The organism is Streptomyces sp. yr375, assembly GCF_900110755.1.
In the GTDB taxonomy this organism is placed as follows: domain Bacteria; phylum Actinomycetota; class Actinomycetes; order Streptomycetales; family Streptomycetaceae; genus Streptomyces.
Window position 1 is genome coordinate 45,106 of the sequence record NZ_FOFF01000042.1, and the last position, 26,775, is coordinate 71,880.

27 protein-coding genes are annotated in these 26,775 nt (G+C 69.1%); 13 read left to right on the forward strand and 14 right to left on the reverse strand.

What is annotated here, in order from left to right; all coding sequences use genetic code 11:
• Positions 1-89 precede the first annotated feature (89 nt).
• Positions 90-317, forward strand: coding sequence for a hypothetical protein (locus BMZ82_RS30390; RefSeq protein ID WP_093780608.1), 228 nt, complete (start codon positions 90-92; stop codon positions 315-317).
• Between the two features lie 73 nt (positions 318-390).
• Positions 391-1,485: a hypothetical protein gene (locus BMZ82_RS30395; RefSeq protein ID WP_143098933.1), complete on the forward strand. Its 1,095-nt coding sequence runs from the start codon at positions 391-393 to the stop codon at positions 1,483-1,485.
• Between the two features lie 158 nt (positions 1,486-1,643).
• Here the strand turns inward: BMZ82_RS30395 and BMZ82_RS30400 are convergent, their stop codons facing one another.
• From BMZ82_RS30400 to BMZ82_RS30410, 3 genes are all read right to left on the reverse strand, one after another.
• Entirely contained in the window at positions 1,644-2,546 is a 903-nt protein-coding gene (locus BMZ82_RS30400; RefSeq protein WP_256252191.1) for a DUF4231 domain-containing protein, read from the reverse strand.
• A 28-nt stretch (positions 2,547-2,574) separates the two neighbouring features.
• Positions 2,575-3,135: a hypothetical protein gene (locus BMZ82_RS30405; RefSeq protein WP_177244733.1), complete on the reverse strand. Its 561-nt coding sequence runs from the start codon at positions 3,133-3,135 to the stop codon at positions 2,575-2,577.
• A 113-nt stretch (positions 3,136-3,248) separates the two neighbouring features.
• Positions 3,249-3,671 (reverse strand): hypothetical protein, encoded by a 423-nt coding sequence (locus tag BMZ82_RS30410; RefSeq protein ID WP_093780611.1) that lies wholly within the window; start codon positions 3,669-3,671, stop codon positions 3,249-3,251.
• A gap of 198 nt (positions 3,672-3,869) precedes the next feature.
• Here BMZ82_RS30410 and BMZ82_RS30415 point away from each other — a divergent pair, with 198 nt between their 5' ends.
• Positions 3,870-6,062, forward strand: a complete 2,193-nt coding sequence (locus BMZ82_RS30415) for a telomere-associated protein Tap (protein ID WP_093780612.1) — start codon at positions 3,870-3,872, stop codon at positions 6,060-6,062.
• 6 nt (positions 6,063-6,068) lie between these two features.
• On the forward strand, positions 6,069-6,626 hold the full coding sequence (locus BMZ82_RS30420) for a telomere-protecting terminal protein Tpg (protein ID WP_093780613.1): 558 nt from the start codon (positions 6,069-6,071) through the stop codon (positions 6,624-6,626).
• 283 nt (positions 6,627-6,909) lie between these two features.
• Here the strand turns inward: BMZ82_RS30420 and BMZ82_RS39845 are convergent, their stop codons facing one another.
• The 3 genes from BMZ82_RS39845 to BMZ82_RS30435 all read right to left on the reverse strand — a co-directional run bounded on the left by BMZ82_RS39845 (position 6,910) and on the right by BMZ82_RS30435 (position 9,615).
• The gene (locus BMZ82_RS39845) at positions 6,910-8,445 is read right to left on the reverse strand and encodes an ISKra4 family transposase (RefSeq protein ID WP_371271325.1); all 1,536 of its coding nucleotides are present in this window, start codon (positions 8,443-8,445) and stop codon (positions 6,910-6,912) included.
• A gap of 5 nt (positions 8,446-8,450) precedes the next feature.
• Positions 8,451-8,930, reverse strand: a complete 480-nt coding sequence (locus BMZ82_RS30430; RefSeq protein ID WP_093780615.1) for a hypothetical protein — start codon at positions 8,928-8,930, stop codon at positions 8,451-8,453.
• Between the two features lie 100 nt (positions 8,931-9,030).
• Positions 9,031-9,615 carry an AbiV family abortive infection protein gene (locus tag BMZ82_RS30435; RefSeq protein ID WP_093780616.1) on the reverse strand — a complete coding sequence of 195 codons (585 nt, stop codon included), beginning with the start codon at positions 9,613-9,615 and terminating at the stop codon, positions 9,031-9,033.
• A gap of 221 nt (positions 9,616-9,836) precedes the next feature.
• Between BMZ82_RS30435 and BMZ82_RS30440 the strand changes: the two genes are divergently transcribed.
• Together BMZ82_RS30440 and BMZ82_RS30445 are read left to right on the forward strand one after the other, a co-directional pair.
• Positions 9,837-11,666 (forward strand): coiled-coil domain-containing protein, encoded by a 1,830-nt coding sequence (locus BMZ82_RS30440; RefSeq protein ID WP_093780617.1) that lies wholly within the window; start codon positions 9,837-9,839, stop codon positions 11,664-11,666.
• Entirely contained in the window at positions 11,663-12,445 is a 783-nt protein-coding gene (locus BMZ82_RS30445) for a hypothetical protein (protein ID WP_093780618.1), read from the forward strand. The genes BMZ82_RS30440 and BMZ82_RS30445 overlap by 4 nt, the downstream gene beginning before the upstream one ends.
• A gap of 306 nt (positions 12,446-12,751) precedes the next feature.
• On the opposite strand, the gene BMZ82_RS30450 is transcribed toward BMZ82_RS30445, so the two are convergent.
• Positions 12,752-13,237 carry a hypothetical protein gene (locus tag BMZ82_RS30450; protein ID WP_143098935.1) on the reverse strand — a complete coding sequence of 162 codons (486 nt, stop codon included), beginning with the start codon at positions 13,235-13,237 and terminating at the stop codon, positions 12,752-12,754.
• 197 nt (positions 13,238-13,434) lie between these two features.
• Between BMZ82_RS30450 and BMZ82_RS30455 the strand changes: the two genes are divergently transcribed.
• Complete coding sequence (locus BMZ82_RS30455) at positions 13,435-14,127, forward strand: DUF488 family protein, N3 subclade (RefSeq protein ID WP_093780620.1); 693 nt, start codon at positions 13,435-13,437, stop codon at positions 14,125-14,127.
• Here BMZ82_RS30455 and BMZ82_RS30460 read toward each other — a convergent pair.
• Positions 14,124-14,918: a hypothetical protein gene (locus BMZ82_RS30460; RefSeq protein WP_256252192.1), complete on the reverse strand. Its 795-nt coding sequence runs from the start codon at positions 14,916-14,918 to the stop codon at positions 14,124-14,126. The two genes, BMZ82_RS30455 and BMZ82_RS30460, sit on opposite strands and share 4 nt — an antisense overlap.
• Before the next feature lie 193 nt (positions 14,919-15,111).
• Positions 15,112-15,780 carry an HNH endonuclease family protein gene (locus BMZ82_RS30465; protein WP_093780621.1) on the reverse strand — a complete coding sequence of 223 codons (669 nt, stop codon included), beginning with the start codon at positions 15,778-15,780 and terminating at the stop codon, positions 15,112-15,114.
• A gap of 563 nt (positions 15,781-16,343) precedes the next feature.
• Between BMZ82_RS30465 and BMZ82_RS30470 the strand changes: the two genes are divergently transcribed.
• The 3 genes from BMZ82_RS30470 to BMZ82_RS30480 all read left to right on the forward strand — a co-directional run bounded on the left by BMZ82_RS30470 (position 16,344) and on the right by BMZ82_RS30480 (position 18,240).
• Entirely contained in the window at positions 16,344-16,943 is a 600-nt protein-coding gene (locus BMZ82_RS30470; protein ID WP_093780622.1) for a sigma-70 family RNA polymerase sigma factor, read from the forward strand.
• The gene (locus tag BMZ82_RS30475) at positions 16,940-17,614 is read left to right on the forward strand and encodes a hypothetical protein (RefSeq protein WP_093780623.1); all 675 of its coding nucleotides are present in this window, start codon (positions 16,940-16,942) and stop codon (positions 17,612-17,614) included. Before BMZ82_RS30470 ends, BMZ82_RS30475 begins: the two co-directional genes overlap by 4 nt.
• Before the next feature lie 425 nt (positions 17,615-18,039).
• Positions 18,040-18,240: a hypothetical protein gene (locus BMZ82_RS30480; protein WP_093780647.1), complete on the forward strand. Its 201-nt coding sequence runs from the start codon at positions 18,040-18,042 to the stop codon at positions 18,238-18,240.
• Between the two features lie 213 nt (positions 18,241-18,453).
• Here BMZ82_RS30480 and BMZ82_RS30485 read toward each other — a convergent pair whose 3' ends face one another.
• The 3 genes from BMZ82_RS30485 to BMZ82_RS30505 all read right to left on the reverse strand — a co-directional run bounded on the left by BMZ82_RS30485 (position 18,454) and on the right by BMZ82_RS30505 (position 23,637).
• Entirely contained in the window at positions 18,454-22,272 is a 3,819-nt protein-coding gene (locus tag BMZ82_RS30485; RefSeq protein ID WP_177244730.1) for a tetratricopeptide repeat protein, read from the reverse strand.
• 113 nt (positions 22,273-22,385) lie between these two features.
• A complete protein-coding gene (locus tag BMZ82_RS40975) occupies positions 22,386-22,904 on the reverse strand; it encodes a hypothetical protein (protein ID WP_177244731.1) in 519 nt (172 codons plus the stop codon).
• Between the two features lie 394 nt (positions 22,905-23,298).
• On the reverse strand, positions 23,299-23,637 hold the full coding sequence (locus BMZ82_RS30505) for a DUF6233 domain-containing protein (RefSeq protein ID WP_177244732.1): 339 nt from the start codon (positions 23,635-23,637) through the stop codon (positions 23,299-23,301).
• 88 nt (positions 23,638-23,725) lie between these two features.
• Here BMZ82_RS30505 and BMZ82_RS30510 point away from each other — a divergent pair, with 88 nt between their 5' ends.
• Positions 23,726-24,733: a DNA polymerase Y family protein gene (locus BMZ82_RS30510; RefSeq protein WP_093780627.1), complete on the forward strand. Its 1,008-nt coding sequence runs from the start codon at positions 23,726-23,728 to the stop codon at positions 24,731-24,733.
• A 41-nt stretch (positions 24,734-24,774) separates the two neighbouring features.
• Here BMZ82_RS30510 and BMZ82_RS30515 read toward each other — a convergent pair whose 3' ends face one another.
• On the reverse strand, positions 24,775-25,128 hold the full coding sequence (locus BMZ82_RS30515) for a hypothetical protein (RefSeq protein WP_093780628.1): 354 nt from the start codon (positions 25,126-25,128) through the stop codon (positions 24,775-24,777).
• A gap of 346 nt (positions 25,129-25,474) precedes the next feature.
• Entirely contained in the window at positions 25,475-25,987 is a 513-nt protein-coding gene (locus BMZ82_RS30520; RefSeq protein WP_093780649.1) for a hypothetical protein, read from the reverse strand.
• 91 nt (positions 25,988-26,078) lie between these two features.
• Here BMZ82_RS30520 and BMZ82_RS42140 point away from each other — a divergent pair, with 91 nt between their 5' ends.
• Both BMZ82_RS42140 and BMZ82_RS30525 read left to right on the forward strand, forming a co-directional pair.
• A complete protein-coding gene (locus tag BMZ82_RS42140; RefSeq protein ID WP_256252193.1) occupies positions 26,079-26,201 on the forward strand; it encodes a hypothetical protein in 123 nt (40 codons plus the stop codon).
• Positions 26,198-26,671, forward strand: coding sequence for a telomere-protecting terminal protein Tpg (locus BMZ82_RS30525; RefSeq protein WP_093780629.1), 474 nt, complete (start codon positions 26,198-26,200; stop codon positions 26,669-26,671). Before BMZ82_RS42140 ends, BMZ82_RS30525 begins: the two co-directional genes overlap by 4 nt.
• Positions 26,672-26,775 lie beyond the last annotated feature (104 nt).

Genomic DNA, 26,775 nt, shown 5'->3' on the forward strand with positions numbered 1-26,775 from the left:
GGCGGTGAACTCCTGTGCCCTGCAAGGCACTTGAGCACGTTGTCCGGAGCACTGTCGAACCTGTCGTCTCGTGGTGGGAGTCAACTTCCTTGTCGTTCCTTCTTCCTGAGCCCGTTCCTGCTGAGCAGAACGGGCCGTGCACGCACACCCCGGCGAGCGCCGCGAAGGCCTCGCCGCTCGTCTCCTTACTGCTGCTGGTCATCCTTCTGGCCGCGCTGGTCGTCCTGCTCGCTCGCGGGATGAAGCTGGAGGAGGCTCTCGCCGTACTGGGCGCCGGCAGTCTGCTGGCCGCCGAACTGCGTCAGCGTCTGCTGTGACCTGAAGCCCTGCCGGGGCCCGTCAACACGACGGGCCCCGGCCCTACTTCGGGCTCGGGAAGGAGCAGATGCCGTGGCCCGCCCCATGAACCCCCTGCCGCAGACCGACGACCCGCTCGTGGCCTTCGCGCGCGATCTCCAGGCGCTGCGCAAGAAGGTCGGCGATCCGCCACTGGCGCTGATGGCCCAGCACGCACGCGTCTCGGCTGCGACGCTGTCCAACGCACACTCGGGAAAGAAGCTGCCCACCTGGGCGGCCGTCGTCAGCTACGTACTGGCCTGCGGAGGAGACCCTGACGAGTGGAGCGACCGCTGGCAGAGCCTGCGACTGGCGGAAGCCGGGCCCGCCGGCGACCTGAGCCGCGAGGCACTGCGCCGGTGGGAGCGCACCGGCGTACTGAAACCCATCAGCCCCGCAGACGAAGCCGAGCTGCGCCAGCTACTCCAGACGCTGCTGGACTTCAACGAGCTCAGCCACCGCCAGCTCGCCCGTCAGGCCCCCGGCTACTCGCACGTCACCTACGGCGCCGTGCTGCGAGGCGCCCGCCCGCTGCGCGCCAAGATCCTCTACCAGATCCTGATCGGCTGCGGCGTGTACTCACTGCGCAGCCAGGAAGAGTGGTTCAGGGAGCTGAGCCGCTCATCCTGGAAGGAGGGCGTCGCTGGAGGCAAGCTGCTCGCCCGGGTGGAGCCGAAGCACCGGTACGCCGGCGACATCGACATGAAGCTGCTCAAAGACTTCCTGCACCGGCTCGAGCGCGGCCGGTGGCCCATGGTGGCCGGTGCCGCGCTCTACGAGAACGTCATCGAGCTGCGCAACGCATTCGAGGACATGCTGACGCTGCTGCTGGGCTCGATGCGCAAGGCCGGGGTCCGGCTGCCACAGAAGTCCAATGCCGCCTTCAACCGCGTGATCGGCCAACTCACCAGCAACCTGATCCCGGAGGCCGCCGCGATCGCCGCCCTTGTTCCCCTCGCCTTGCCGTTCCAGCCCCGCCTGCAGACCCGGGTCGCCCTGGCCCTGAAGAACGCGGGCGAAGTGCTGAAACAGGCAGACGACGGCGAGCTCACCATGCGCAACGAGCACGGGGTCGTCATGCCCCGCATGAGCATGTGGCCTTTCCTGCCCCGCGACCAGGCGATGGGACGGGTGAGGGCCGCCTCATAGGAGCCGGCCGGCCACCGCGGTGCTGTGCCGTCCGAGTCTGGCTCAGGCCTGCGCCGCTCACCCTGCCCCCGCTGCGGGGGCGGGCCCCGCAGCGCGGTCGTGGCGCCCCTCCCCGTACGGTCCGCGCAGAGAGGCTGGCGGCGAGGCTGGGGCCAGGGTCAGGCCGCTGGCGGCTGGCCGGACGGGGCGGCCTGGTCGGCGGGCTGGTCCAGCTGCTGCTGGCGGCGTCGCTGCTCGTTGCGGTGCTCTTCGACGCGCTGGGTGAACAGCTTCAGCGCCTTCTGCTCCTGATCCTCGCCGAAATCGCTGTAGGGGCCGACGCCAAGTGTGAAGGCGTTGGCCTCTTCCTCGATGGCGTCGGCGGTCTGGAGTAGGAAGTAGCTACGCTCGCGGTACTTGTAATAGCCGGTGAAGGCGGCCGCCACGGTGACGGTGAAGCCGATGGCGACGATCGTGATGTTCTGCCATGTGAACTGGTTACGGGTGTCCAGGGCGGCCACGGTGGTCGTGGCTGCGGACCCGATCATGATGAGGTTCTGCAGGGCGTTGTGGACGAGTCGGTACTTGCGGCTATCGTCCCGGTGCTGCTCGATGACCCCGGCGACATCCTCGCGGTAGAGATTGCGCCGTTCCTCCAGCGTCGGGTGGTTGCGGGAGTTGAAGAACCGCAGGACGTCGCGGTTGCTGTCGACGATGTCTTCCAGCTTGGCCAGGCTGAGGGAGCCCCGGCGCGGTGCGGCAATCACGACAACTGCCCCGGAGATGAACAGCACAATGCCGCAGATGATGTCGACCCGGAGAAATCTGGAGGGGGAGCCCCAAGACAGCACGGTCCACACCAGGCTCGCCAGAAAGGCAACGCTGGCGACGGCCAGCGCAAGACGCATCACACGGAGCCTCCGCCTTCGCCGCGCCAGGTTCCGTTCCATCCGCTTCACGTCGATCCGGAGCTCGCGCAGCGTGGACTGATCCTCGGCTGCGGCTCGCCGTTGTTCGGCACTGAGCTCTTCCTCGGCGTCGCTCATGCGACGGGGCGCATCGTCGTCGAGACTGCGGGGCACGAACTCCTCCTCTCCTCTCCGTGCCGGGTCAGCGGTCGAACGCTTCGGTCAGGCGCACCCGGTAGCCGTCCTCTTCCATGAGCACGACGGTGACGCCGAACGGGTCGGGGTGGTCCAGCTCGATCGGGGTGAAGGAGTAGTTGATCGCGGCCTGGATCGGCGGCACCAGCTCGCCGCCGGGCTGCGGCGCGGGGGTCGGACTCCAGTCCGGGGCGACCGATGCCCAGCCGTCGGGACTGCGGGACAGGAGCTGCTCGGTGTAGGGGAACTGGTGCAGGACGTGCCCGTCGCGCGTGGCGAGCACCATGTTCAGGCACGGCGCCGGGCCGACGATGGGCAGCTCGCAGGCGGTGGCAATGTCGTGGGTCTCCCAGACCAGAACCACCTCGTCCGCGCGGGCGGCCGCGGCGATGTTCGAGAGTTCCGCGATCCCGGTGAGTGCGTCCTGGCCGACCTTGATCGGGCGGACCCAGATCATCCCGACCAGTTCACCTCGCACCAGCGGCATGATGAGCGGGCGCGGGACCGCGCCCTCACTCAGCCCGGCGGTGTACGCCTTCTTCGCCACGCCGACCAGTGCGTCCCACATCCGCGCTTCCACGGAAGCCCCCTCCGTCTGCCGTACCCGATCACCGCACCCTGGCACGGGTGTTGAGGCCGTGTCAGCGGGATGATCAGCCAGCTCGAGGAAGGGCCGCTGTCTCAGACGGTGACGGGCCGCGAGGCCTTGGCACGGCTGTGCTGCTCATCCCACTCCTGGATCACCGCGCGCAGCATGGCGGCATGGGTCCCCTTGCGGGTCGCGACGCTGCGGAGGTACGCCTCGGCTCCCTGGAGCAGCCCCGAGCGTGGGCTGCTCAGCACCATGGCTCGGTGGGTGCCGGGCGGCGAGACGTGACTCCAGGCGTCGAAGCAGTCCGGGGCGGCGGCGATGTGGCCGTCGACGTAGGAGCCGTCGCGGTTGGTGCAGAGCCAGTGGGTGCGCAGAGCACACCGGGGGCAGGCGAGGGTTCCCGTCATCGAGGGGAAGCGGCGCTGCCACTCCTGGTCCAGCTCGTAGATGTCCTGAGCAAGAGGGATGTTCTTGCCGCACTTGCAGCACCTGATGCGGAACGCGACGGACACGGCGGATCTCCCAATCACCCTGCGGGCCGGACGCGCTCAGCCTGGCAGCCGGCCCCCTTTCCGCACCGTCGCCATGCCGTAGCTGTTGCGCCGCTTGCCCGCCCGCGTGCTGCACTCCAAATCATGAGCGATTCATGCGCGATTGAATGCGCGAACCAATGCGCGATTGATGTAGGGTGTCTAGTGGAGGTGAGCTCTGTGCCCACTGAGAACGAGCTGCTCAGCAACGTGGACGCGTTGCTGGAACAGGTGGCCCAAGACGACCTGCCGCCGCCTGCCGAGCGCAGGCGTCTACGCGAGGCTGCCGGGCTGAGCCAGGCCCAGATCGCGAAGGCGCTCGACACCCGCCGCGAGGCGGTCGGGAACTGGGAGGCCGGCCGGACCGAGCCGCGGCCGCCGCAGCGCGCCGCCTACGCCCGGCTCCTGGAGAAGCTGGCCGAACGCTTCCCCGCCCCCGAGCCCGAGGCGCCCGGCGAGCCCGCTGTGCCGGAGACGTTCACCGCCGTGCCCGCCCCGGAGACTCCGGCTCCGTCGGCGCCGGCCGCCGCGAAGCCGCCCACCCGCCCGGCGTCGACCACGGCGACCAGGCCGCCGTCGACGTCGCGGCGCCCGGGCGCGAAGAAGGCGGCGGCGAAGAAGACCACGGCGGCCGCCGTCGACCCGCGCTTCGAGAACGGCCCGCTCGCGGTCATCGACGCCGACCAGGACGGGCAGGTGTCGGCGTACTGCGTCGGCGGCCTGGTCCTGGACGTGCCCGCCAAAACGATTCCGGCGCTGGTCGACTGGACGCTGACCGAGGCCCGGCTCGGTCAGGCCCGGCTGCACCGCAACGGCCGCGACGCCGACCCGATCCTCGTCCTCACCGCGACCGCACTGGAGCGCTACGGCCTGCCCGCCGCCCTGTCGGAGGAGGAGCGGCGGCACGGACGGATCGCGGACAGCCACAAGGTGGTCAAGCAGATCAAGCGGGCCGGCCTCCAGCTCACCCAGCGCGGATTCGGGCCGTGGGCGCGCGTCTACCGCGAGCCCGAGGGATCCAAGCGGCGCTGCGTCCAGCTGTGCATCCTGCCGTGGAACGCGCTGGACGCCCGGGAGTGGGACAAGAAGGACGACCCGCAGCTGCCGACGATGCACCCGGCCGACCTCGCCCGGTACCTCGGCTTGTACGCGGCGCGGGTGATGACGCCTCGCGGCACCACCGCGACGACCGGCCTCGAGCTGATGGTCGCGCTGCGCCCGCCGACCCGCGCGGAGAAGGACGAGGCCACCGGCGAGTTCAAGCGGGCCTTCAACGACGACGCGCTCACCGCTCTGTATCCCGTGGTGGAGTGCGAGGTCCCCGACGAACACCCGATCCTCAAGGACAAGTTCGCCCGGCATCACCTGCGCACCCCGGCAGAGATGCTGATGGAGGAGCCCTACGACTGGTGCCGGCCGCTGACCGATGAGGAGTGCATGAACCAGTTCCTGGTCACGGTCGACATCAACATGTCGTTCGCCGCGGCCGCGAACAGCCTCACCGTCGGGCTGAACGGGCCGACCCACCTGAAGAACAACCCGAAGTTCGACGCCTCGCTGCCCGGCTCGTGGCTGGTCGACCTGAGCCACGTCGATCTGTCCCGCGTTCAGATCAACGGCCGCACGGTCGACGGCGAACGGCTGCCCTCGCCGTTCACGCCGAAGGGCGACCGCCCCGAGGGGCCGGCCTGGTACGCCACGCCGACCGTCGCCTACGCGGTGGAGCTCGGTTTCGACGTCGCGCCGCTCGAGGCGTACGTGCGCACCCAGACCGGCCGCTACCTGGACGCCTGGTACAAGCGGCTGCGCGACGCGTACGTGGCCACGATGGCCGACCTCGGCGTCACCACCGACCTCACCGGCCAGGAGTTCCTGGACGCGATGGCCCGCTCCAAGCAGGTCGACCCGACGATGGCGCTGCTGGCGACCGCGATCAAGGCGACGGCGAAGGGTGGCATCGGCAAGCTGCGCCAGCGCAGCCGGGGCCAGGTGCCGTACTACGAGGAGTACCCGGCGCTCAAGCGGGAGACGTGGCGTCCCGACATCCGGGCCGCCGTGCTGGCGAGCCAGCGGATCGGCCTGCACCGCAAGCTGATGAAGACGGCGGCCGCCGCCGACCTGTACCCGGTCGCGATCGGCACCGACGCGATCGTCTACCCCTCGCCCGGCCCGTCCCCGCTGGACGTCCTGCCGCACACCCCGGAAGGCAAGCCGGTGCCAGGCACGTTCCGGCTCGGGGTCTCGCCCGGGATGGTCAAGCACCAGGGCACCCAGACCGTCCTGTGGGCGGAAGAGCAGTTCGAGGAACATGGCGCGGTGTTCAACATCGCCAACCTCATCAAGACCGACCAGAGCGCCGGAGAAGGGGAGTAGCCGACCATGCCGGACCTCATCGGGGACAGCCTGGACCAGGCGCTGGAGTCGGCGTTCACCCGCCGCATTCCGCAGAGCGCTCAGGCTCAGATGAAGTACCTGGTCAAGCAGTTCAAGGGCACCAAGGCCGCCGCTCAGGCGCTCGGGGTGTCCCAGCGCACCGTGGAGCGTTACGTCGCGGGCAAGCTCAAGCGGCCCCGCCGCGACCTCCGGGACCGCATAGAGCGTGAGGTCAAGAAGCGGTGGCAGCCGCAGATCCGCGCGAAGGCCAAAAAGAAGGCCGCGAGCACCGGCGGCCTGGTCGTCTCCACCCGGGCCCGCTTCGGCTTCACCGCCGCCCCCGGCACGACCGACGACGCCCGGATCCGCGACCTCACTCAGGCCCTGCCGCCGCGCTGGGCGGACCGCCTCTTCGAGGCCCGCGACGCCGGCGCCAACGAGCAGCAGCTCCAGCGCCTCGCCGCCGAAGGCCTCGCGGAGATGTACTTCCGCAACAACAACACCCGCGCCCACGGTCTGGGCGTGGAGTTCACCGACGTGGAGCACATCCAGATCGAGCTGTAGGCCCGATCAGCGCAGACGCCTCGTCCCCGGCATTGCAGCTGCCGGGGACGAGGCGTCCTGCATTTTACGAGCGAGGCGAGTTCACAACGTCATCGTTCCTGGGTCCCCTGGCCGTCGTCCTCAGCGCTCGGGCTGAGCGCGTCCGCAGCGGCTGCCCAGTCTTCGGGGTGCGAGACAGGCAACAGCCGAAACTGCTGGGGGTGCGTGCTGTCATACGGCGTGGCAGACGTCTTCATTCGACTGTGATCCTTGATGGGTGCAGATCCAATGAGGGTGCTGTCGATCAGGCGGTGGGTATGAACTGGTCTCGGTAGTGCGTCTGGTGGTTGCGGATGAACTCCTGCTGCTGGTGCCAGGTCCAGTAGGTGTCGAAGTCGCCGTTGGCGCGGACGGCACGCAGCTTGAGTACGGCTTCGGCTCCGGACAGGCCCCAGCGGGCGCCGGTGATGTCCAGGCGGTCCTTGACCAGGTGCCGGCATGCTCCCTCGATGATTCCGGTGGCAATCGGCCAGCCGCGTTCCAGGGCGGTGTCGTAGCGCAGGTGTTCGGCCTTGCCGGTCAGGTAGTTCACGGCCTCGTCGATGCCCTTGCGCTGGGCGCCGCGCAGTCCGGCGGTGCGGGCGGCCGCCTCGAGTGCGGCGGCGGTCTGCTGCACGCCGCCGCCCAGCAGGACGCGGGCGTGACGGGCGACCCAGTTCTCGGCGGAGGCATCGCCGCCCTCGTGCAGGCACCATGCCGCTCGCCACAGATATTCGAGCACGTGGATGAGGTCGACGATGATGTGGACGTCCACGCCGCGCTGTCGTGCTTCGGCCTTGATGAGGTCGATTTGATGGCGGGCCCCGTCGACCAGGACGACCCAGGGACGGCGGTGGGCGGGGTCGCGGTACTCGGCCTGGTCGAACACGGCGGCCACGACCTGCGCGGCGGTGTCGCTCACCGAGCCGCACAACCACTTCGACCGGGCCTTCGGCCCCTGGCGGCGCTCGGGCGCCGCGCCGTGGCCGGCGTCGTGCCGGTCGGGGTCGGCGATGATGTCGTCGACTGTGCGAGGCGCGGGTTCGGCATCGTAGACGGCTCCCAGAGTGGCCATCCGTTTCCTGCCGTGCTTCTCACCGGACGCCAGCCGGGTCTTCATCGCGTTGCCACCCTTGGCCGCCGCGGCCTTGGCGGTGTCCTCACGCAGTGCTTCGGGTCTTATGACCACGCCTTTGCCGTCCACCGACAAGATCAGCGGTGTGATGTCGGTGCAGGGAGCCGGCACGAGAGCGTCGTAGAACGCGTCGATGTCCGCCGCGGCGCCGACGGCGAGTTCCTGGACCTGCCGGTGCCCGATACCGGAGCCGGTGTGGGCGTTGATCCGCTCGCAGGCGTCGGCGAAGCTGCCGCGGGCGGACTCGATCGCGGCGAGCCTGGCCAGCCCGTGCGAGTGCATTCCGTCCGGAAGGTTCAGCACCGCATCGGCCGGGTGCAGGTCCCCCACACCAATGCCGCGATAGGCGATCCGAACCACGGTGACCTTGCCGAACACCGTGGCCAGCAACCGGCGCCGGCCCCGCTCGATCCTCGAGCGCCCGACACCGGCGGCGTCCACGACCTCTTCACGACGGGCCTCGTCCCTGGCCCGCAGCGTCAGGTGGTCCTGAAACAACTGCCGGGTGACCTCGCGCATCCGCGCCCCCAGCAGATCCTCCAACTGCGCGTGCGTCATCACCGCCGCCTGAGGGGCAGCCAACTCCGCACACGCCGCAGCAAACAGACCCGCCGAGGCGGCGAACGCGTCCTCACACTCCGCGAGCGCACCCTTGGCCGGCCTCACCACGCTCACCACCCCTGCTTCCTGCCGTCGACCTTGAACAGCCCGGACGAGGGCTCGGCCAGGATCCCGCGCTCCACCAGCCGCTTCAGCTTCGAACGCATCCCCTCGACATGCCGCGGCTCGGTCCCCAGACTCAAGTGCTGGCAGACCTCTTTGCAGCGCATCACCGCCCCCGAGGTCGCGAACAGGGCGATGATCTCCCGGTACTCCGGAGACATCACCGTCACATCCAGCTCTGCCTCAGCCTTCACCAACGCCACAGCGACCCCGCCGACACCCCCACCCCCGGCGTCCGCGTCCGGCACCGGCGAAGACGGCGCGGCCAGCACCTCCTCCACCGTCTCCCGCGCGATCTGCAACCGCGCCAGCCGCTCCTCGGCCCGCGACAACTCTTCGGACAGACCCGCGATCTGCTCACGCAGCCGCTCGGCCTGGCCCAGTACCTCAGCCCGCCTGGCCTCCAACGCCTCCATCAACGACGGCACACCACACCCACCCTCGCTCAGCACCCGCACGCCTCACGGCGGCTCGACCCCGGCGACGGCAGAAGCCGACACGACCAGTCACATCCCGAACCTCTGCGAATCACCCCAACGAGGCACCCTCAGAAGATCTGCACCCATCCTTGATCAGCAGCATCTCGATCACACGTGCAGCGGTCTGCAGATCCTCCGCCGTCGTTCCGGCCGCAATGGCTGTGGAAGACAGGACAGCACCGTTTGCATCGCGGTCGACGTAGAACCCTCGCTGCTTCGCCAAATTGGCCTCCCTGGCCGCGGCCTCGGCTTCCGCCTGCTGCTTCTTGTGGGCCTGTTCCCAAGCCTCGTAGCCGGTCCCCGAGGCCGGCAGAGCGCTGTAGTCACCCCAGAACTCTGCGAGTTCGTCGCCGAAGACGATGGCCTCGAGGTACTTCTTGGTGTGGCTCCGCCCGTGCTGGGTCAGAGAGCCCACGACCCGGGGCGCCTCACCTCCGCGGCTCCAGTCAGCTTGGAAGGTGTCATAGATCCAGAGCGCCTTTCCGAGCTCCTCTTGTGCCAAAACGGTGAGGGAGCGAGCCCGCCCGTAGGACTCTGCAGACAGCAGCGTGTGGGCATCGGCGATCAGTGAAGAGGCGTTGTCCATCAGCGCTTTCCAGAACTCGCGCGCCTGCCCCGGGCTCATCTCGACCATGACTTCAGTGTGCCCTGCCCTCTTCTGCGTGATGGGCGGTACATGGGTCCTTGCCGTCGCCTGCCGTAATGATCAGGAATCTCCGAGATCAGACCCCGCGCTCGGCACCGGCGTCACCGTGGATCGCTCGTTGGGTTGAACACACAGAACCCGCACAGTGCAGTGATCGTTGGTGCGGTTCGACGCACCCTGCCAGGGAGCGCGTGAACGGTAGGGACGGCATGGCGGGCAAGTTCGCCTTCTTGAAGGAAGAATTCCTGATCGACGGGAAGTGGGGTGGCATCGACCTCGACGCGTCGATGCGGCACCTGCAAGCCGGCATCGGGTCCGGGGGGAGCACCATCTCGGAGGCGGCCTTCGCTGCCCTGGGGGCCACCAGCGTGATCCTCACGCCTGTGATCGCGGAGCAGTGCGACGCCATCCGGGTCGAATTCGAGACGGAAGAGGGCCTCTGGACGGCCACCTTAGAGCTCGCCGCCCAGCAGGTCGCCTTCCTTAACAAGTCCACCGGCGAAGTCGAAGAGCTGCCCGTACGCCCTGAAGCCGGCGAACGGGCAGCAGGCTGCTTCTCGCTGGCGCGCATGGGCATCCCCGCCATGGAGACCCCGCGTGGGAATGTCACGATCGACACGGTGCTGGTCCTCGTGTATCTGCAGCAGCACCACGCGGGACGGGACACCTTCGGCTCAGTCAGCGTCGCGGACATGAACCTCACCCTGGAGGTCTGTTTCGGCGTTCTCAGCGAGGAGACTGCACGTCTCAAGGCTCAGGCACGGGCCGCCCGTAGCCGGGCGACCAGAGACGCGACTGCGGTGCGCAAGGCAGTCGAGCAACGCCAGAAGTACGGGCTGCCCACCTCGTTCGACCTCGACATGGAGCAAGAGCGATACGCCAAGGCCGTCGACGAGCATGCTGCCGAGCTGCTGCGCCTCGCACAGGAGATCGAACAACATCAGGGCGTGCTAACGGGAAGGGACGCTGAAGCGGCACGCGGGCTGCAAGCCGTATCGAGCGCTGCCACGGCAGCAGACCGGGCCCACCAGGCGCTCGCCTCGATGTATGAGCGCCGGGGACTGGCCCGCCAGCGCCTTGCAGCCGCGGAGGAGGCTGCGCGGCCCCGCACGCACTGCCCGGAGTGCGCGCAATCTTTGGAGGGCCGCTCAGGTGAAGGCCCTCTGTGCCCGGTGTGCCGCCAACCCGACCCGGGCCTACCCGCACGCCAAGCGCAGCGCGCCCAGGAACTGGCCCGGGCCGGGGAGGCTGCATTGGCGGCAGACGCAGAGCTGCGCGATGCCCAGCACATCGCGCACAAGGCGGTCGACGCCCGGCGCAAGACCGAGCAGGACGCGCAGCGGCTGGCCGGCCGGGCCGCCGCGTACAGGGCACAGGAAATCGCCCCGCGCGAGGCAGCACGCGCCCGAGCCCGTGCGGCCGAGAGCGATGCGCGGGCGAGGCTGGAAGCAGTCAAGGCCCGGCGTCAGGAACTTGCTCAGATCGCCGAACTGGAGAAGAACGCGGCAGCGTCGTCCCTAAGGGCTGACGACGCGGAGAAGGCGTGGACCGCCGCCGAAGGGGACGCGCAGGAGCATCGGCAGCAGACCGCGAAGCAGCTGTCGCAGATCTTCGCGGATATCGCCATCCCCATGGCTCCCGACAAGATCCGCAATGCGGTGATCGATCCCAAGACCTTGGCACCCAAGATCAACAATCGGTCCCTGAAGCAACTAGCCCGATCGGCCGGACTGGTGAGCATCGCCCACACCGCCTACCACCTCATGGCCCTCGAAGCTGCCCGCAGCATGCCGCTTGTCCTGCTGCCCCGCTGCCAGTGGCTCGATGCGCCCCTCGACGGACTGGGCGGCGGCCCCGAAGGCGAACGCCTCGCCAACGCCGTCCTTACCGTTTGCGCAGAGATCGCCGGTGCCGATGCCCAGCTCATCCTCACCACTCCGCAGGCGCTCCCCGCCCGCCCGCAGGGCCTGCGCGCCACCAAGCACGACAGCACCAAGCCGCTGATCCCGCATGCCCGCCCTGAGAGCGACGAACGGTGACCGACCTCGGCAGCAGCCCACCCGCCGTACCCACGCAAGCCCAGGTACAGGCCCACATGCACCATCCACCTATCGTCGAATGCCTCGGCGTCGACGACATGATCCTCACCTATAGCAGCGAACACTGGATCGACCCCCTGGGCGAAGACGGCGTGCAGTATTGGGACGTCGGCATGCACGTCAAGGAGGACGCCGGGCCAGGCACCAGCTTCGGGTCAGCCCGGATCTGCGTGGCCGATGAATACCGGGTCGCCAACATCGTGCACAGCTTTGACACCCTCAGCTCCGACCTTTACCGGATCGGCAGGACCCTCTATGACGAGAAGACGGGCGACCTGCGCGACGACCTCCACGAGCTCCTCGCCTTGCCCGGCAAGGCGACCATCGTGGACGAGGTCACCATCGACCGGCGCCTGCGCGGACATGGCCTCGGCGTCTACCTGACGGGGATGGCCCTGGACTACCTCAACCACGGAGCCGGCGTCATCGCGCTCTTTCCCGGCCCACTGGAACGCGACGACAACACCAACTACGAACAAGCCTGCGCCAGCCTGGGGCGCGCATGGTCACGCATCGGCTTCACGCCGTACAACGACGGCACCTGGATCCTCGACCCCGGCATGACCACCCTCGACAATGCCCTCCGCCGCGAACGCGAGCGACTTCAACATCATCGCTGGAACATGACTTTCTGCTACGAAGAACGCGGCCTCAGCACGATCAGCGCCATCACCATGGTCAAGTCCATTCCGCATCCCTTCCCCAACCGCCTGTCCTGACGTCAAATGCGAGTCTCGGGCGTTGATAGCCGGTGATACCTGTGAGGCCCCGCCCTGCGCCGGTGCGGGGCCTCACACGCGTATCCGCGGGGGATGTTCATACACGCGCTGCCGTGTCCAACGCGGCGAACCGCTGTACGGTCACGGGCTGCCGGGTCGTCCTGCTCCCCGTCGGCCATCTTCTGCTTGAACACAGCTCAGCAGCCTTCCTGAGCGCTTTGCCAGCAGCCTCTTCGTCGTACTCGGACACCCTCTCCCCTTCGCTGTCGCCCGCGCAGGTTCCCCTGCGGGCGCCGGTCCGGGCAATCAGGTGTCGTCCAGCCCGGCCGGGTCCGCACCGGTACGCCGCTCGGCTGCGCGCCGGCGGATGACGTCCGGCATCTGGCGGGAGGCGGCGGCCGGGATGAAGAACAGCCCGATCATGCCGAGCCCGGTCACGGCGGCGCTCAGCAGGCCCACCGACACCGACGGGTCGTCGACCGAGGCCACCCCGCAGAACACCGAGCTGACCGCGACGAACACCAGCGACGCGACGATCCACCCCTCCCGCAGCGACGAACGGGTGCCGGACACCACGCTCAGCCACCACGTCCAGCCCGCCATCACGCAAAACAGCACGGCCGCCGGCGGCAGCAGCACGGGCGGCGCCCACCGCGCGACGTCGCCGCGGGGCAGCTGCTGTCCGGTCAGGTAGCCGACCTCGACCAGCCACACCAGGTACACCGGCACCTCGATGGCGATCACTAACCACATCAAGACCCGCAGACCCCGTAACGCGCCGCGCTCGCTCATCCTTTGGCCCTCCCCCTCGATCATCAAGTCCAGGGAACGTACTGACCCTGCCCCAGCACCGCTAGGGCGCCTCACCCGAAGGAGTGGAGGTCAGTCACCGTCCCGGAAGTGAGCGGAATCGGACGGTGGCGTACTCGTTGCAGTCAGCGAACACCCGGTGCGCCCACCTATTTCAATGGGCCCTAGGATCGGTGGCCATGGCGGGACGACCCACGACGGATGCGCTGCAGCGAGCACAAGGCAAGCGGCTGGCTATGCACCTGCGCCGACTCAGGTCGCAGCGAGACTGGAGCCGCGCGCAGTTGGCGGATCTCGCGGGGATCTCTCCGCGGACGCTGGAGCGTATCGAGGCTGAGACCACGTCCAATCCGGGACTGTTCACCGTGGCGGCCTTGGCCGACGCCTTCGGTGTGTCGGTCGACGAACTGGTGCGGGAGGCGCGGGGCGCCGAAGGAGCCGGGATCGTGTCGGCCGGGTACGAAGGGCGAAACATTGAGCAGTTCGTGGAGCAGCTGCTGGCCCGCAACGTGAGGACGGTGGCCGATGTGCGGCTCACGCCCCTCAGCCGTAAGCCCGGCTTCAGCAAGACCAAGCTGACCGGCGCGCTGGCGGAGGCCGGCATCGGATACCGGCATCTGCGGGCGCTGGGCAACCCCAAGGAGAACCGCCCTCCGTTCTGGGAGGGACGGGCCACGGAGGGACGAGCCGTCTTCCGGAGCCTGCTCGACAAGGACCCCGCACCGCAGGCTCTGGACGAACTCTTCGCCCTGGCGGCGAAGGAGACGGTGGCCGTGCTGTGCTTCGAGCAGGACGAGGACCGCTGCCATCGCAAGGTCATCTGTGACATGGCCCGGGCCGATCACGGCCTGCATGTGGCCGCCCTGGGCTAGAAGAGCTGGAAGCGGTCCATCACCCCGCGCGGCGGGTAGAACGCTCCCAGCAGCATGAACTGGTGGGGCCTTTTGTGCAGGTTGCCGACGAAGAAGTGCAGGTCCCGCTGCGGCCCGGCGATCTCGGTGAACCGCTGCCGGATCTTGTCCTCCAGCACCCCCGGCGCGTACAGGCGGCGCCACTTCAAGTACGCCGCCCCCGCCTCCCAGTCCAGCAGCCCGATCTCGTGTCCTCTGCAGCGCTCGTCATCACAGCGGAAGCTGTAGACGAACCGGTAAGGCAGCGCCTCCAACGCCTTGCGCTCCTGGTCGAAGATGTTCATCTGCGAGGCCATCATGTCCTGCCACGCGGACCGGTCATCGGCCTTGACCAGCCGAAAGCTCTTGATCTCAGCGGGCCGGAACACCCCTAAGGATGTGCCGTTCGCCTCCTGCTCCCGCTTGATCTGGCACAGCGAGGCCGCGACGAGCGGACGTACCCACTCGGCCCGCCGTTCCCAGGACCTGTCGCTGGACACGTGGCCGACGACCTCCAGCGAATCCAGCACCGGTCGCCGGCTCTCAGGCCGGTCATCCCGGGAGTGACCGGTGACGTCGATCTCGATGATGTCGTACTTCTTGAACTGCTTGGACAGCTCCATGTCCCGGAACGGGACCGGGAACAGCCGCACATGCTCCGGCCGCTCGGTGTCCATCCGGACCCCGGCGACGCAGACCGTCTCGTTGTACTGGCGCGACAGCGTCGGGTACGCCTTCACCGTCACCATGACCCGGATGCGTTCGGCCTCCATAGCTCCCCCTCTATGCGCCCCGACACCAGGATCAGTCCCAGCAAGGCCACAGCGAAAGAGCGCCCACCCTCTGTCCACAGGATGACCAGCCGTCTCGTGGGCCGCATATCCGGCCCGGCCGTGCCGGAGCCGTCAGACGCCAAAAGGGTCCCCGAACCAGGGGGGCGGGGACCCTTCACAGCCCATGCGCAGGTCAGCGGGCGAGAGTGACCTCGACGGGCGCATTGGGGCAGGTGTCGAGAATGTCAGAGATAGCCGTCTGTTCGGCGGGGTCGACGGCGAGGCTCCACCTGGTCTTGATGGCGACCCAGTCGGTTGCGTACGTGCAGCGGTAGCCGCTGGCCGGTGGCTGCCAGGTGGCGGGGTCCTGGTCGGACTTGGACCGGTTGCTGGCCGCAGACACTGCGATCAGCGCACGGGCGTCGTCGAGGTCGTTGGCGTACGCCTGGCGTTCAGCGGCGGTCCAGGCAGAGGCGCCGGAGTCCCATGCTTCGGCAAGCGGGACCAGGTGGTCGATGTCGAGGGCGCGGGCCTGGGTGAAGTAGATGTCGTCGTACGGCGAGTACCAGGAGCCGCCGGTCAGTGCGCAGTTCGCGCCCTGTTCGGGGGCGGTGACGGCTTCCTCGATCAGTACCTCTGAGCGGGTGTGGCAGCCGTCGCGGTCGGCGTCGATCCAGTGGCGGAACTTGGTGCGCTCGTAGCCGGTGCGGTCCTCGTCCTGGACGGCCAGTGCGGTGAGGGCGTCGCGGACGGGCAGAGCGACCGTGTCGCCGGGGGCGGCATGCGCGGCTCCCGGGGTGAGCAGGACGGCGAGCGTGGAGACGACGGTGGTCGCGGCACCGATGGCGCGGGGGAGACGCACGGGCGGAGTTCCTCTCGAAGATCACCAACAGGTCCGCGATCTTCGTATCGGTCCGTGATTCCTCCGGTCCGGGATTCGGCCGTCGGCTCACCCGCCCGGGCGGTAAGTCACATCATCCCCCGGCACCTTTCGGCGAAGCCTCAAGGCGCCGGGCGCCAGCAGCGATGCGCCTACTCGAACGGGTGAGGGCGGATCGGTTGTGCGCATACACGGTCGCCTGTGGCATGTGGCACTTCACGCGATGTCCACGCAGTGACGAGCACAGTGTGAGCTATGACACGAATCCGACGATTCTTGAAATGGCAACTTTCGCCCCCGTCTGCATCACCCCAGCTCATGCGTCCTTCTCGAACGCGCAAGCCAACACTGCTATCACGTTCCGTTTATGGAGAAGATCGCAGAGTCACAATTTTCGAGGGTCGTATGAGTTTCAGGACTCGAAAAACGACAGGGTGGTGCGTGAGAGCCCGACCCAACGAGGCACTCACGCGGGCCAGTTGGCGCGCGTCCGAACCCGCCGGCCTCAACGGAGAGGAACCGGTGTTCACCGCCTGGAGGACTACATGGGCAACGGCGACGTCACCACTGACGTATCGCCTCAGGACGGCGGCCACGGCCAGCCCGTCCAGGCCCCTCCCGAACTTCCCCTGGACTTCGAGGCCTTCTACCTCGGGCACCAGGAGTTCTTCCACGACTTCGCCGAGATCCACCTCGGCAGTCGGCGCGTCGCCGAACAGGTGGTCCACCAGGTCTTCCTGGAGATCCTCGGAGGGTGGTACGACCTTCTGCAGCAGGGCGACCTCGAGCAGCAGACGGTCGCCGTACTGCACCGCGGTGTCACCCGCCAGCTGGAGGGGGACGGACGCCCGCCGGCGTTCCTCATCAACGGGCCCATAGCCCAGAACCTCGAAGCGGTCCGCAGCCAGATGGAGATCAGCAGCAGCACGGGCGGACTGTACGAGGCGATCCTGGAACTGCCCGCCCGGCAGTTCACCGTCATCGTCCTGCGCTACCTGCTCGGGTACAAGACCAAACAGATCGCCCGATACATGGGCCTCGACACCCGCACCGTCGACTACCACGGCCGCAAGGGCAAAGAGCGCCTGCGCATACAGCTGTGCCTGCCGGCCGCCCCCAGCAAGAGCAAGAAGGCGGGACAGTGACCTCCACGACCATCGACGACCTCCTGGCCGGCGCCCTCATCCCGACCTCGCCCCGCGACGGCTTCGACGTCGGCCGGGCCCTGCGCCGCCTCGCAGCGGACGCGACCGCCGCCGCCCCCAACCCGGACATGGTCCGCGCAGCCCAGGCCGCCCAGCGGCTCTCCGTCGTCTGCCGCTGGATCCTCAACAAGCCCGATGCCGCCGACCACGTCGACCGCCTCGCCCAGGAACCCGACGACGCCCCCGCGAGCGAGGACAACCTCGACGTCGACGGCGCCCTCGTGTTCGCCAGCCTCCTCTATCTCACCAACCACCGTGAGAGCGCCCAGTTCTGGTGGCAGCTCGCCGCCGGCGCCGGACACCGCGCGGCCGCGTACTGCCTCCACCTGCACCACCTCGCGCTCGGCGAGACCCGCGAGGCACAGCACTGGCTCCACGAGGTCACCCACGACGTCCTCGACTCCGAAGGACCCGACGCAACCTTCCTGACCTTCCTGGAGACCGTCGCGCAGTACGTCCGCAAGAACGGCTCCAGCCTCACCAGCCCGCCCACCGGAGGCCTCGAGATGGAGGTCGACCGCCTCGCCGCGCACGCGACCGGGCCATGCATCATCGTCCGCCGCCCCGACCAGCGCCTCGCCGAACTCCTCCACGACTTCACCCGCCACTGACCACTAGGGCCACCCCCGGACCCGTGCGCGGCGTCGTCAACGGCCTCTCAGCAACCCGGGTACCGCCCTGTGTGTGCGGAATCAGTGAGGCGGACGTACATTCCGCCGCCCGACCGGAAGGAGGTCTCCAAACACTCGCGACGGCCTAGTGGTGAGGGTCACACCCTTACGGAAAACTGGCTCTTCACCTGCTGTTTCGTACCGCCTTGCATCGCCTCGTACCGGCCTGTCGCGTTGGAAGGCCAACCAGGGCAGACCAGGGCCTACGCTCCGGCGCCGAGGGGCGCCGGGCCCGAAAGTCCCTCACTACACTTCGACACCACGCAAAAGGGAGCCCTGGATCCCCAACTGGTTTCTCAGGCCACGATGTTGGGAGGACTCCCTGCGCGGTGTTCCTGCACGCCTATCAACGGGAGGAACTCCGTATGGACGACAGTAACGCGAAACGCAAGCCCAAGCACCCGTCCCGCTGGGCCAAGAAGCACTCCGACGGTATCCACCGCCTGCGGAAATGGATCGGCGAGCAGGGACGACGCGCCCCGGGCGCGTTCCTGCAGGGCGCGATGCACCAACTCGGCAGCGGCGCCGTGACCATGCTCATCCTGTGGTGGCAGACCCACCGCTGACGCCCGGTCGTGGGCCCGCCCCGGCGGGCCCACGACGTCTCGGCCACCCCAGCCCGAGGGACTGCCAGCGTGGCTCGTTGCACAGCTGGGTTCTAGAAGCCAACAGCGGGAATCACCACATGCGGCTTCATCGGAACGGAGGCAGGGCCGCGCATTCGAAGGCACCTTGTCGCCGGGGCGGCTGGACAGGCCGGTGAGCGTAGGCGGGGGTGTTCATGGAGCCTCTTCGTGGGCTACGGCTTGCCAGTACGCAGCGCATTCTCGGGTGGCGCGGGTGTCGGGGTGGTCCGGTCCCAGGGCGCGGAGGCAGTCTTCCAGCAGCTGAGTAAATGCGACCGCTGCCGCGTTAGCGTCGCCTGCCATGCCTTGGTAGTAGGCGAGGTGGCCTTGTGCGGCGAGGGTGTGGGGGTGGTCCGGGCCCGAGAGGCGCATAAGCCCGGCTGCCAGTTCTGCTGTGGCGGCCGCGGCGCCTTCTGGGTCGCCAGCTTTGGCCCGGGACGACGCCAGATGGTCCCAGGCTGTGATTGAGTCGGGATGGTCGGGCCCCAGTACCCGCACACGAGCCGTCAGTAGCCTCTTCCACGCTGTTGCGGCGCCGGAGTGATCTCCGGCTTCGTCACGCCAGTGGGCGAGGATGCCCATCGTCGTGAGGGTGTCGGGGTGGTCCGGGCCGAGCACGCGCAGGCAGGCCACCAGGAGTTCCTCCTGTATGGCTGCTGCGCCGGCTGGATCTCCGGCCGTACCCGTCTTATAGGCGAGGCGGGCCCGGGCTTGCAGAGTATTGGGATGGTCCGTTTCCGTGACGTGTGTTCGTTCTTCCGACAGCCTTGCAGTGCCGTCGTTTGCGTACACCGCGTCAGCGATCCGAGTTGCCTCCCGCGGGTAAAACCTTGCCACCGCCGGTAGAGGCGAATGCCACCGCCCCACCGCGAATGCCATGCCCAACAAGTGACCAGCCTGCGGTGGACCGACTACCTGTGCCATGTCGATGAGCGCCCACGTCTGATCCACTGGGTCGGTGAGGGTGCGGGCGATCCGCTCGGCCCGCTCATGGTCACCGGCCGCGGCCACCGCCCTAGCCACCCCGGTCAGCGCCCCCACTTGCTGGTACGGGTCGGTGAGGGTCCGGGCGATCTGCTCAGCCCATGCGGCCAGCCCGGCAGCCCGCTCATGGTCACCGGCCTGAGCTGCCGCCCCAGCCACCCCGGCCAGCGCCCCCACCTGCTCGTACGGGCGGGTGAGGGTGCGGACGATCTGCTCGGCCCGCTCATGGTCACCGGCCTCAGCCACCGCCCTAGCCACCCCGGCCAGTGCCTGCGCCTGGCCATGCGGTTCGGTGACGGTGCGGGCGATCTGCTCGGCCTGCTCATGGTCACCGGCCTCAGCCACCGCCCTAGCCACCCCGGCCAGTGCCTGCGCCTGGCCATGCGGGTTGGGGACGGTACGGGCGATCTGCTCGGCCAACTCGTGGTCACCGGCCTCAGCCACCGCCCTAGCCACCTCGATCTCCGCGCTTCCGTACCCCTGCTCCAGGGGGTCGGTGATGGTGCGGGCGATCTGCATGGCGTCTGCGGCCAGCTCGACAGCCCGCTCAGGGTCACCGGCCGCGGCCACCGCCCTAGCCACCCTGGCCAGCGCCTGCGCCTGGTACTCGGGGCCGGTGAAGGTGCGGGCGATCTGCTCGGCCCGCTCAGGGGCACCGGCCTCAGCCACCGCCCCAGCAACCGTGATCACCTCGTACCCCTGTCGCGCAATGTTGGTGATGGTGCGGGCGATCTGTTCGGCGTCTGCGGCGAGACCTGCAGCCCGCTCATGGTCACCAGCCTCAGCCACCGCCCCAGCCACCGCGATCAACGCCCGTGCCTGCTCCTGTGGGTGGGTGATGGTGCGGGCGATCTGCTCGGCCCGCTCATGGTCACCAACCACGGCCACGGCCCCAGCCACCTCGGCCATCGTCCGTGCGAGATCGTCCGGCTCGTCCCTCATCCTGGGGAGATCGTCCGGCACGGTGATGGTGCGGGCGATCTGTTCGGCATCTGCGACGAGACCTGCAGCCCGCTCATGGTCACCGGCCTCAGCCACCGCGATCAACGCCCGCACCTGCTGCCACGGGTCGGTGATGGTGCGGGCGATCTGCTCGGCCCGGTTATGGTCACCGGCCGCGGCCACCGCCCTAGCCACCCCGGCCAACGCCCATTCCTCGTGCAATTTGGTGTGGGTGCGGGCGATCTGCTCGGCCCGATCATGGTCACCGGCCGCGGCCACCGCCCTAGCCACCCCGGCCAGCACCCACGCCTGGTCCGAGTCGGTGAGGGGGCGGGCGAACTGCTCGACGTCTGTGGCCAGCCTGGCGGCCCGCTCATGGTCACCGGCCTCAGCTACCACCTGAGCCACCTCCGCCAGCGCCAGCCCCTGCTGCCACGGCACGGGGGTGGTGCGGGCGACCTGCTCTGCGTCTGCGGCCAGTCCGGCAGCCCACTCATGGTCACCGGCCTCAGCCACCGCCCCGGCCACCACGGCCAGCGCCTTCGCCTGATCGGCCGGTTCGGTGATGCTGCGGGCGATCTGTTCGGCGTCTGCGGCCAGTCCGGCGGCCCGGTCATGGTCACCGGCCTCAGCCACCGCCCTAGCCACCCCGATCACCGCCCGCGCCTGCTCCCGCGGGTCTGTAAGGCCTCGGGCAATCTGCTCGGCCCGGTTGGGTTGGCCAAGGGTGGCCCACAGGGCGGGGAGCTTGGTGGGGACGTGGGCGTTGCGGGATTCGAGTTGTCCGCGGTGGTGGGACAGCCTGGCCAGGGCGTACAGGTCCGGTTCCGGGCAGTCCAGGAGTAGGTCTTGGCAGGTTTTGATCTCGGTGAGGGCGGCGGTGTCGCCACCGGACAGGTCGAGCATCCGGTCGTGGCGTGCCGGGTCGATGGCCAGGGCGGTCAGGCGGTTGGTGTCGCCAGCGGTGGCCAGCATGCGAGGGTAGCCCGTCAGCAGGTATTCGGGGGTGTGCGGCGGCCACGGCGGCTGGCCGTCGGTGGGTGTGCGGTAGGCCTCGGCCCAGGTGTGCAACCGCTCCCGGTAGTGGGCCAGACGGTCATCGCCGAGGTAGTGGCAGGCGGCGTTGTGTAGTTCCTCGTGGCCCAGCAGGTAGACCTGTCGTCCGTCGTCCGGTGTCCAGCCAGCGAGACGACGGGTGAAGGTGCGCCCGGCCACGGTGTGCAGTATCTCCTCGATGGTCACCAGGTCCGCGCCTGTCAGCTCACGCAGGTCGGGGCCGGAGAGGCCGCCCCGGGCGGCGGTGAGCAGGCCCAGCAGATCCTGCTCGATGGGGCTGCCGGCGAGCAGACGTTTGAGTTCGGACTGGCCGAGTCGTTGCAGATCCCGGGCCTGCGGGGAGTCGCCGAGCAGGTGGATGACGCCCGGGTCACGTAGTGGGTGCCAGTCGGGCACGTCGTCGGGGATCGGGGGGTTGGGCCGTCCGGCGACGATGATCCGCATCCCGGCCGGAGGCCGGCTGGGCAGCAGTCCGGCGATGCTGTGTGCCTTCGGCCCGGTTGTCACGCCACGGTCTTCGTCCAGCCCGTCAACGACCAGCACCAGCCGGCCACCTGCCTGCTGACTCACGGCCGCGGCTTGGGCGAGCAGATCCATCATTGCTGCTTCCCGGGCTGCCTCATCGCTGCTGGCCGGTAGGTCCTGGTGGAGCAGTGCACACAGCTGCTCTGTCAGTGCGGTGGTGAAGGCCTCCCGTGTGTCCTGCGAGGCCAGCCGGGCGGTGATGAAGAACGACACCAGCCACACTCCGCCGGCGGTGGGCGGGGCAGGCGGGTTGAGCACGAAAGTGGACAGCAGCGCGGACTTGCCCGCCCACGGCCCGGCCTGCCACCACACGTAGGGACCGCGACGCTCATCCAGGCAGAAACCTGCCAGCTCGGCCAGCTCAGCCTCCCGGCCCAGCAACTGCGGTGGGGCGATCCGCTCCACCTGCCGCTGATACGCCGAGCGCACCGGCCGCGCAGAACCCCGGTATTGGTAAACCGTCACGTTCCCGATGACATGCCCGAAACTGGTACCGCCACGCTCCTCGTGGACGTGCCCAGGTGGCTGGTCGGCTGGCCACTGCATTGCGGCTGTACCACCGGATGCTCCGGGTACGGTCAGGGGCGCGACCGCCCCGGCTCGGAAGGGTCCGGCCGCTCTCCGTTCGCAGCGCCGCGGTTCATGTGCACGTCCCCGGCGACCTGCCCGAAAGCGAACCCGTCACCACTGGCCTGGGCGTGAGCGTCTCCGGTGAACACCGCCGACCCGGCGCCGGTCACCACTGAGATGCCACTCGCCTGCTCAGCGGCACGCAGTTGGGCAAGCAGCGTACGGAGTTGATCGGCAGCCTGCTCGCGCTCCGGCTCGTCCAGGCGTTCCAGCGCTGACTCGATGCGAGCATGCCAGGCGGCTTCCGAGCTGACTCGCACCCTATCCACCTCGGTCGCATCAGCGCTCTCCAAAGCAACGGCGGTCTGGTCAAGCCGCTCGAGTTCCGCCTGCTCTCGCTGGGCGTCGCCTCTTGCGAACCAGCGCGCCACCGCCTGCCGGAACCCGGCCCAGGCGTCCGTGCCCGCAGCCTGCACCACAGCCGTGCCGCCCGCTGCGGCCAACGCCATTAGCGTCTCCACCAGCATCTTTTCGGCCTCCTCACCTGAGTGGCCTCTCTCAGACGGTAACGCCACACGAAACGTCCCGCAGCTCCAGCGCCTACAGAACACCCTCGAGCCCATTGCCAGCGGGCCTCCACCCGGGAGGCTCGGTTCCACTCGCTCCCCAGCCCTCCAGTAACCGCCACCACCGCAGCAGGTCCATCCCGTACGAGCGGATCATCGAAGGTGGACGCGCCCACGCCTGCAGTTCGGCGAAGAACGCGGACACCGGTTCCACCACCGCCCCTGTGGCGTTCAGCAGTAGACCACCTCCAAGATGGCGGAGCAGAAGACCCCGGCCGGGAAGACGGCGAAGCCCGCGAAGACCGCCGCCAAGAAGACCGCGTCGAAGCGGCCTCGTCGCAGTGCCTGAGGTGGGTCAGTCGAGGATGCCGAGGTGCTGGTCGGGGTAGCAGTGGGTGCAGGCGGGCAGTCCGGCGGCGAGCAGCCGGCGGGCCTCGTCCCGGTCGACAGAGCGGCGGCGCTGTCCGGCGGCGTAGCAGTCGCCGGTGTGGACCGCGACGGGCGGGCGTCCGGCCCCTATGCCGAGTTCGACGATCCAGTCCGGACGGGGCGGCCGGGCGCGCCGTCCCTGCTCCCGCTCGGCTTCCCGCTGCCGCAGAGCGGCGATCTTGCGGTCGATGCGCTCCAGCCACATCACGTGCCACACCCGCAGGGTGCGCAGCCGCTCCAGGTCCGGAGGCAGGTCGTCGAACACGTCTCGTCCAGTCGTTCGCGCGGGGGCCCACCCCTCACATGTTCGAATTCTAGTTCGATAACGTGGGGAAGGAGGAGGTGGGTGTGCCATGGGAGCCGATGAGACGGCCCGCGAGGTGTCCACGGTCATGCACGTGCGCTGCCCGGACCAGGTCCCGGAAGCCGTCTACCGCGAGGTCCTGGAGCAGCTCGCGGAGCTGTCGCCGGTGGTGCAGGCGCTGCCGCCGTCGGCCGCGCTCGTGGAACTGCGCGGGGCGCTGCCGTACTTCGGCGTCGACGCCCACCGCCTCGGCCAGACGCTGCGCGTGAGAGTCGGTGCCCGCCTCGGGATCGATCTCCGGATCGGGATCGGACGGACCATCACGGTCGCGGCCACAGCCTCCAGCCAGATCGACGGCCCCGGCGGCGTCCTCGCCATCGCTCCGGACGAGGTCACCGACTGGCTCGGGCCGCTGCCGGTCGAGGCCCTGCACGGCATCGGCCCCAGGCAGGCGGGCGTGCTGCGCGACTACGGCATCCACCGCGTAGGCCTGCTCGCCGCCGTCCCGCAAGCCACCGTGCAGCGCCTGCTCGGCGGCCGGGCCGGACGCCAGGCCGCCGACCGCGCCCGCGGCATCGACCCCCGAGCGGTGGTACCCCGGGCCCTGCCCGCCTCCGCCACGACCCGCTGCACCTTCCCCCGGCACGCCCTCGACGGCGCCGAAGTCCGCACCGCTCTACTCGCCCTGGTCGTCCAGCTCGGACAGCTCCTGCGGCGGCGGGACCAGGCCGCCCGGGCACTCCGGCTGACGCTGACGTTCGCCGGCGGCACCACGTGGGAGACCGTGCGGCGGCTGGCCGCGCCGTCCGCGCACGACGAGGATCTGCGGGTGCTGGCCTACCGGCTGATGGACGCGGCCGGGCTCCAGCGCGGCCGCCTCACCGGCCTCGCCCTCAAGGCTGAGGACCTCGTCGACGCCGACCAGGTCGCCGAGCAGATCAGCCTGGACGAGGCGCGCGAGGCACGTCTGACCGCCGAAGCCGTCACCGACCGCATCCGCGCGAAGTACGGGCCCGGCACGATCGGCCCGGCCGCCGCCTTCCGGAACGTCTCCTGACGCCCGCGTACGGGCTGCCGTCCGCATGCGGGAGCGGCTGCTCAGACGTAGCGGTCGAGCGGCTCCGCGACGTAGGTGCCGTCACCCATCGGGGTGTTGGTCAGCTCGAAACGCTCCGGCCCGCGGCCGACGTCGCGCCGGATGACGGTGCCCGCCCGCCGCGTGGTGACGTGCAGGACCGGGTTGCCGTCCGCGTCCACGCTGTTGAGCAGGGTGTACCGGAGCACCCCCCGCCGACGTCGGCGGACCACCCAGGTCACGACGGTCACGACGACGATGACGGCCAGCCCGCCGAGGAACTCGGCAAGAGACGCCTCGAAGAGCGGCGCTACGCTCTCCGGCTCCTCGACACCCAGCTGCGCGGTCAGGGGTGACAGAGCGGTGTGCAGGTTCAACGCAGGCCCTTATGTCCGTGGGCCTAGTCCAACTAGAGGTGGGTGTCTAGGCCCGAATTTCTACGGGGAGCCCATCGACGCGTTGCCAACCCCAGGAAGTGGGGAGTCGCAAACCCAGAAGTGTGTTAGTGACGTGAATCACAGTCGAAGGGCTTTTTTTTAAGCCCCCGCAGGGCGGCTGTCACTGGATACAGATACGCCTGCTTCTCACACCTGGGCGAATCTACAGCATCGCGGTGGGAGTTGGCGTACGCGCAGTCGGGCGAACACGCCCGCCGCGCCGTCAGCTCCGTCCAAGCCGTAACAGTCTGGCCCTGACGCGGACCATGCCCGGTCAGGCGTCCGGTCAGGCCGGTTCACCGCGCAGCAGGTCCGGTCGGGCGTCGGCGAGGGCGAAGGCCCGCTGGAGGCCGGCCACGAGGACGTCGTCGATGCGGTAGCGCCGTGCTCGTTCGTCCCGCTGGAGGAGCGGGGTGGCGCCGTCCGGGCCGACCCGGCGCTGTACCGCCCTGACGCTGGTCAGGGTCCCGCCGATCCGCGAGATGGGGATCGGATGCGTCGGGTGGTGGGCGAAGTGCTGCTGGACGTCGTCGTACGAGGCGGTGCCGCCCAGCTCGGTGATCCGGCGCAGGACTGCCCGGGCCCCGGGCATCAGCGCCGCGGTCAGCTGGAACAGCAGCTGGTCCGTCCAGCCGTCGGCGAGGTCGTCGTCGGCGAGGTCCTGCGGGCCGGGGCGCGGTTCCGCGGCCGGCGCGTCCGGCCAGGCGGCCGGGACGTCCGGCCGTAGCCCGTACGCGGCCTGGACCGCGGCGATCGCCTGCTCGTAGGTGTCCGTCCCGGTGTCGATCGTCAGCCGCACGACGCCCCCTCCCGTGATGATGCACTCGCCGCCCATCCTTCCCGGCGGTCGGCGGCCGCTGTCCACAGGGGAGGGGCCCGACCCTGCCGGTATGGATGATCAGCACACCAACCCGGCGTCGGCCATGCTCCGGCGGAAGCTCTTCGACGGCCTCGGCCGGGCCGAACGGACCCTGTTCCCCGTCCCGCGCCGAAATCCGCGCGCGCCCAGATGAAATTCCTTCTCACGCGCGCCAAGGGCTCCACGACGGCCGTAGCCGAGCGGCTGGGCGTCTCCCGCCGCACCGTGGAGCGCTACCGCTCGGGCGCCATGAAGAAGCCGCAGAAGCGCCTCCAGGAGGCTCTGGTGCAGGAGACCGAAGCGCAGTGGCAACCGCAGGTCAAAGCACAAGCGCGGCAGCGCGCGGCTACGACCGGAGGCCTCGTCATCTCCTGCCGCGCCTTCTTCGGCTTCGGCCCGGAGGGGACCTCGGACGCGGGCCGGATGCGGGACATCATGACCGCCGTCTCGCCCATGGACGCCGACCTGATCCTGGCCGCGCGGGAGAGCGGAGCGACGGACGATGATCTGCACGAGCTGGTTGACGAGGTCATCGCCGACGCCTTTTTCCGCCGGGAAGGCGGCGGGCATGCAGGCCTGCACGTGGAATTCAAGGACATAGAACGGCTCGATATCTCGTTTTAGCCGCACGGAATTAAGGACTGCGATAAACCTGTCTACGGCTGCCGCGCCCACCGCGTGGCAGCCGTAGTTCCTGTCACCGTTTCCGCGACGATTGGGAGGCTCGT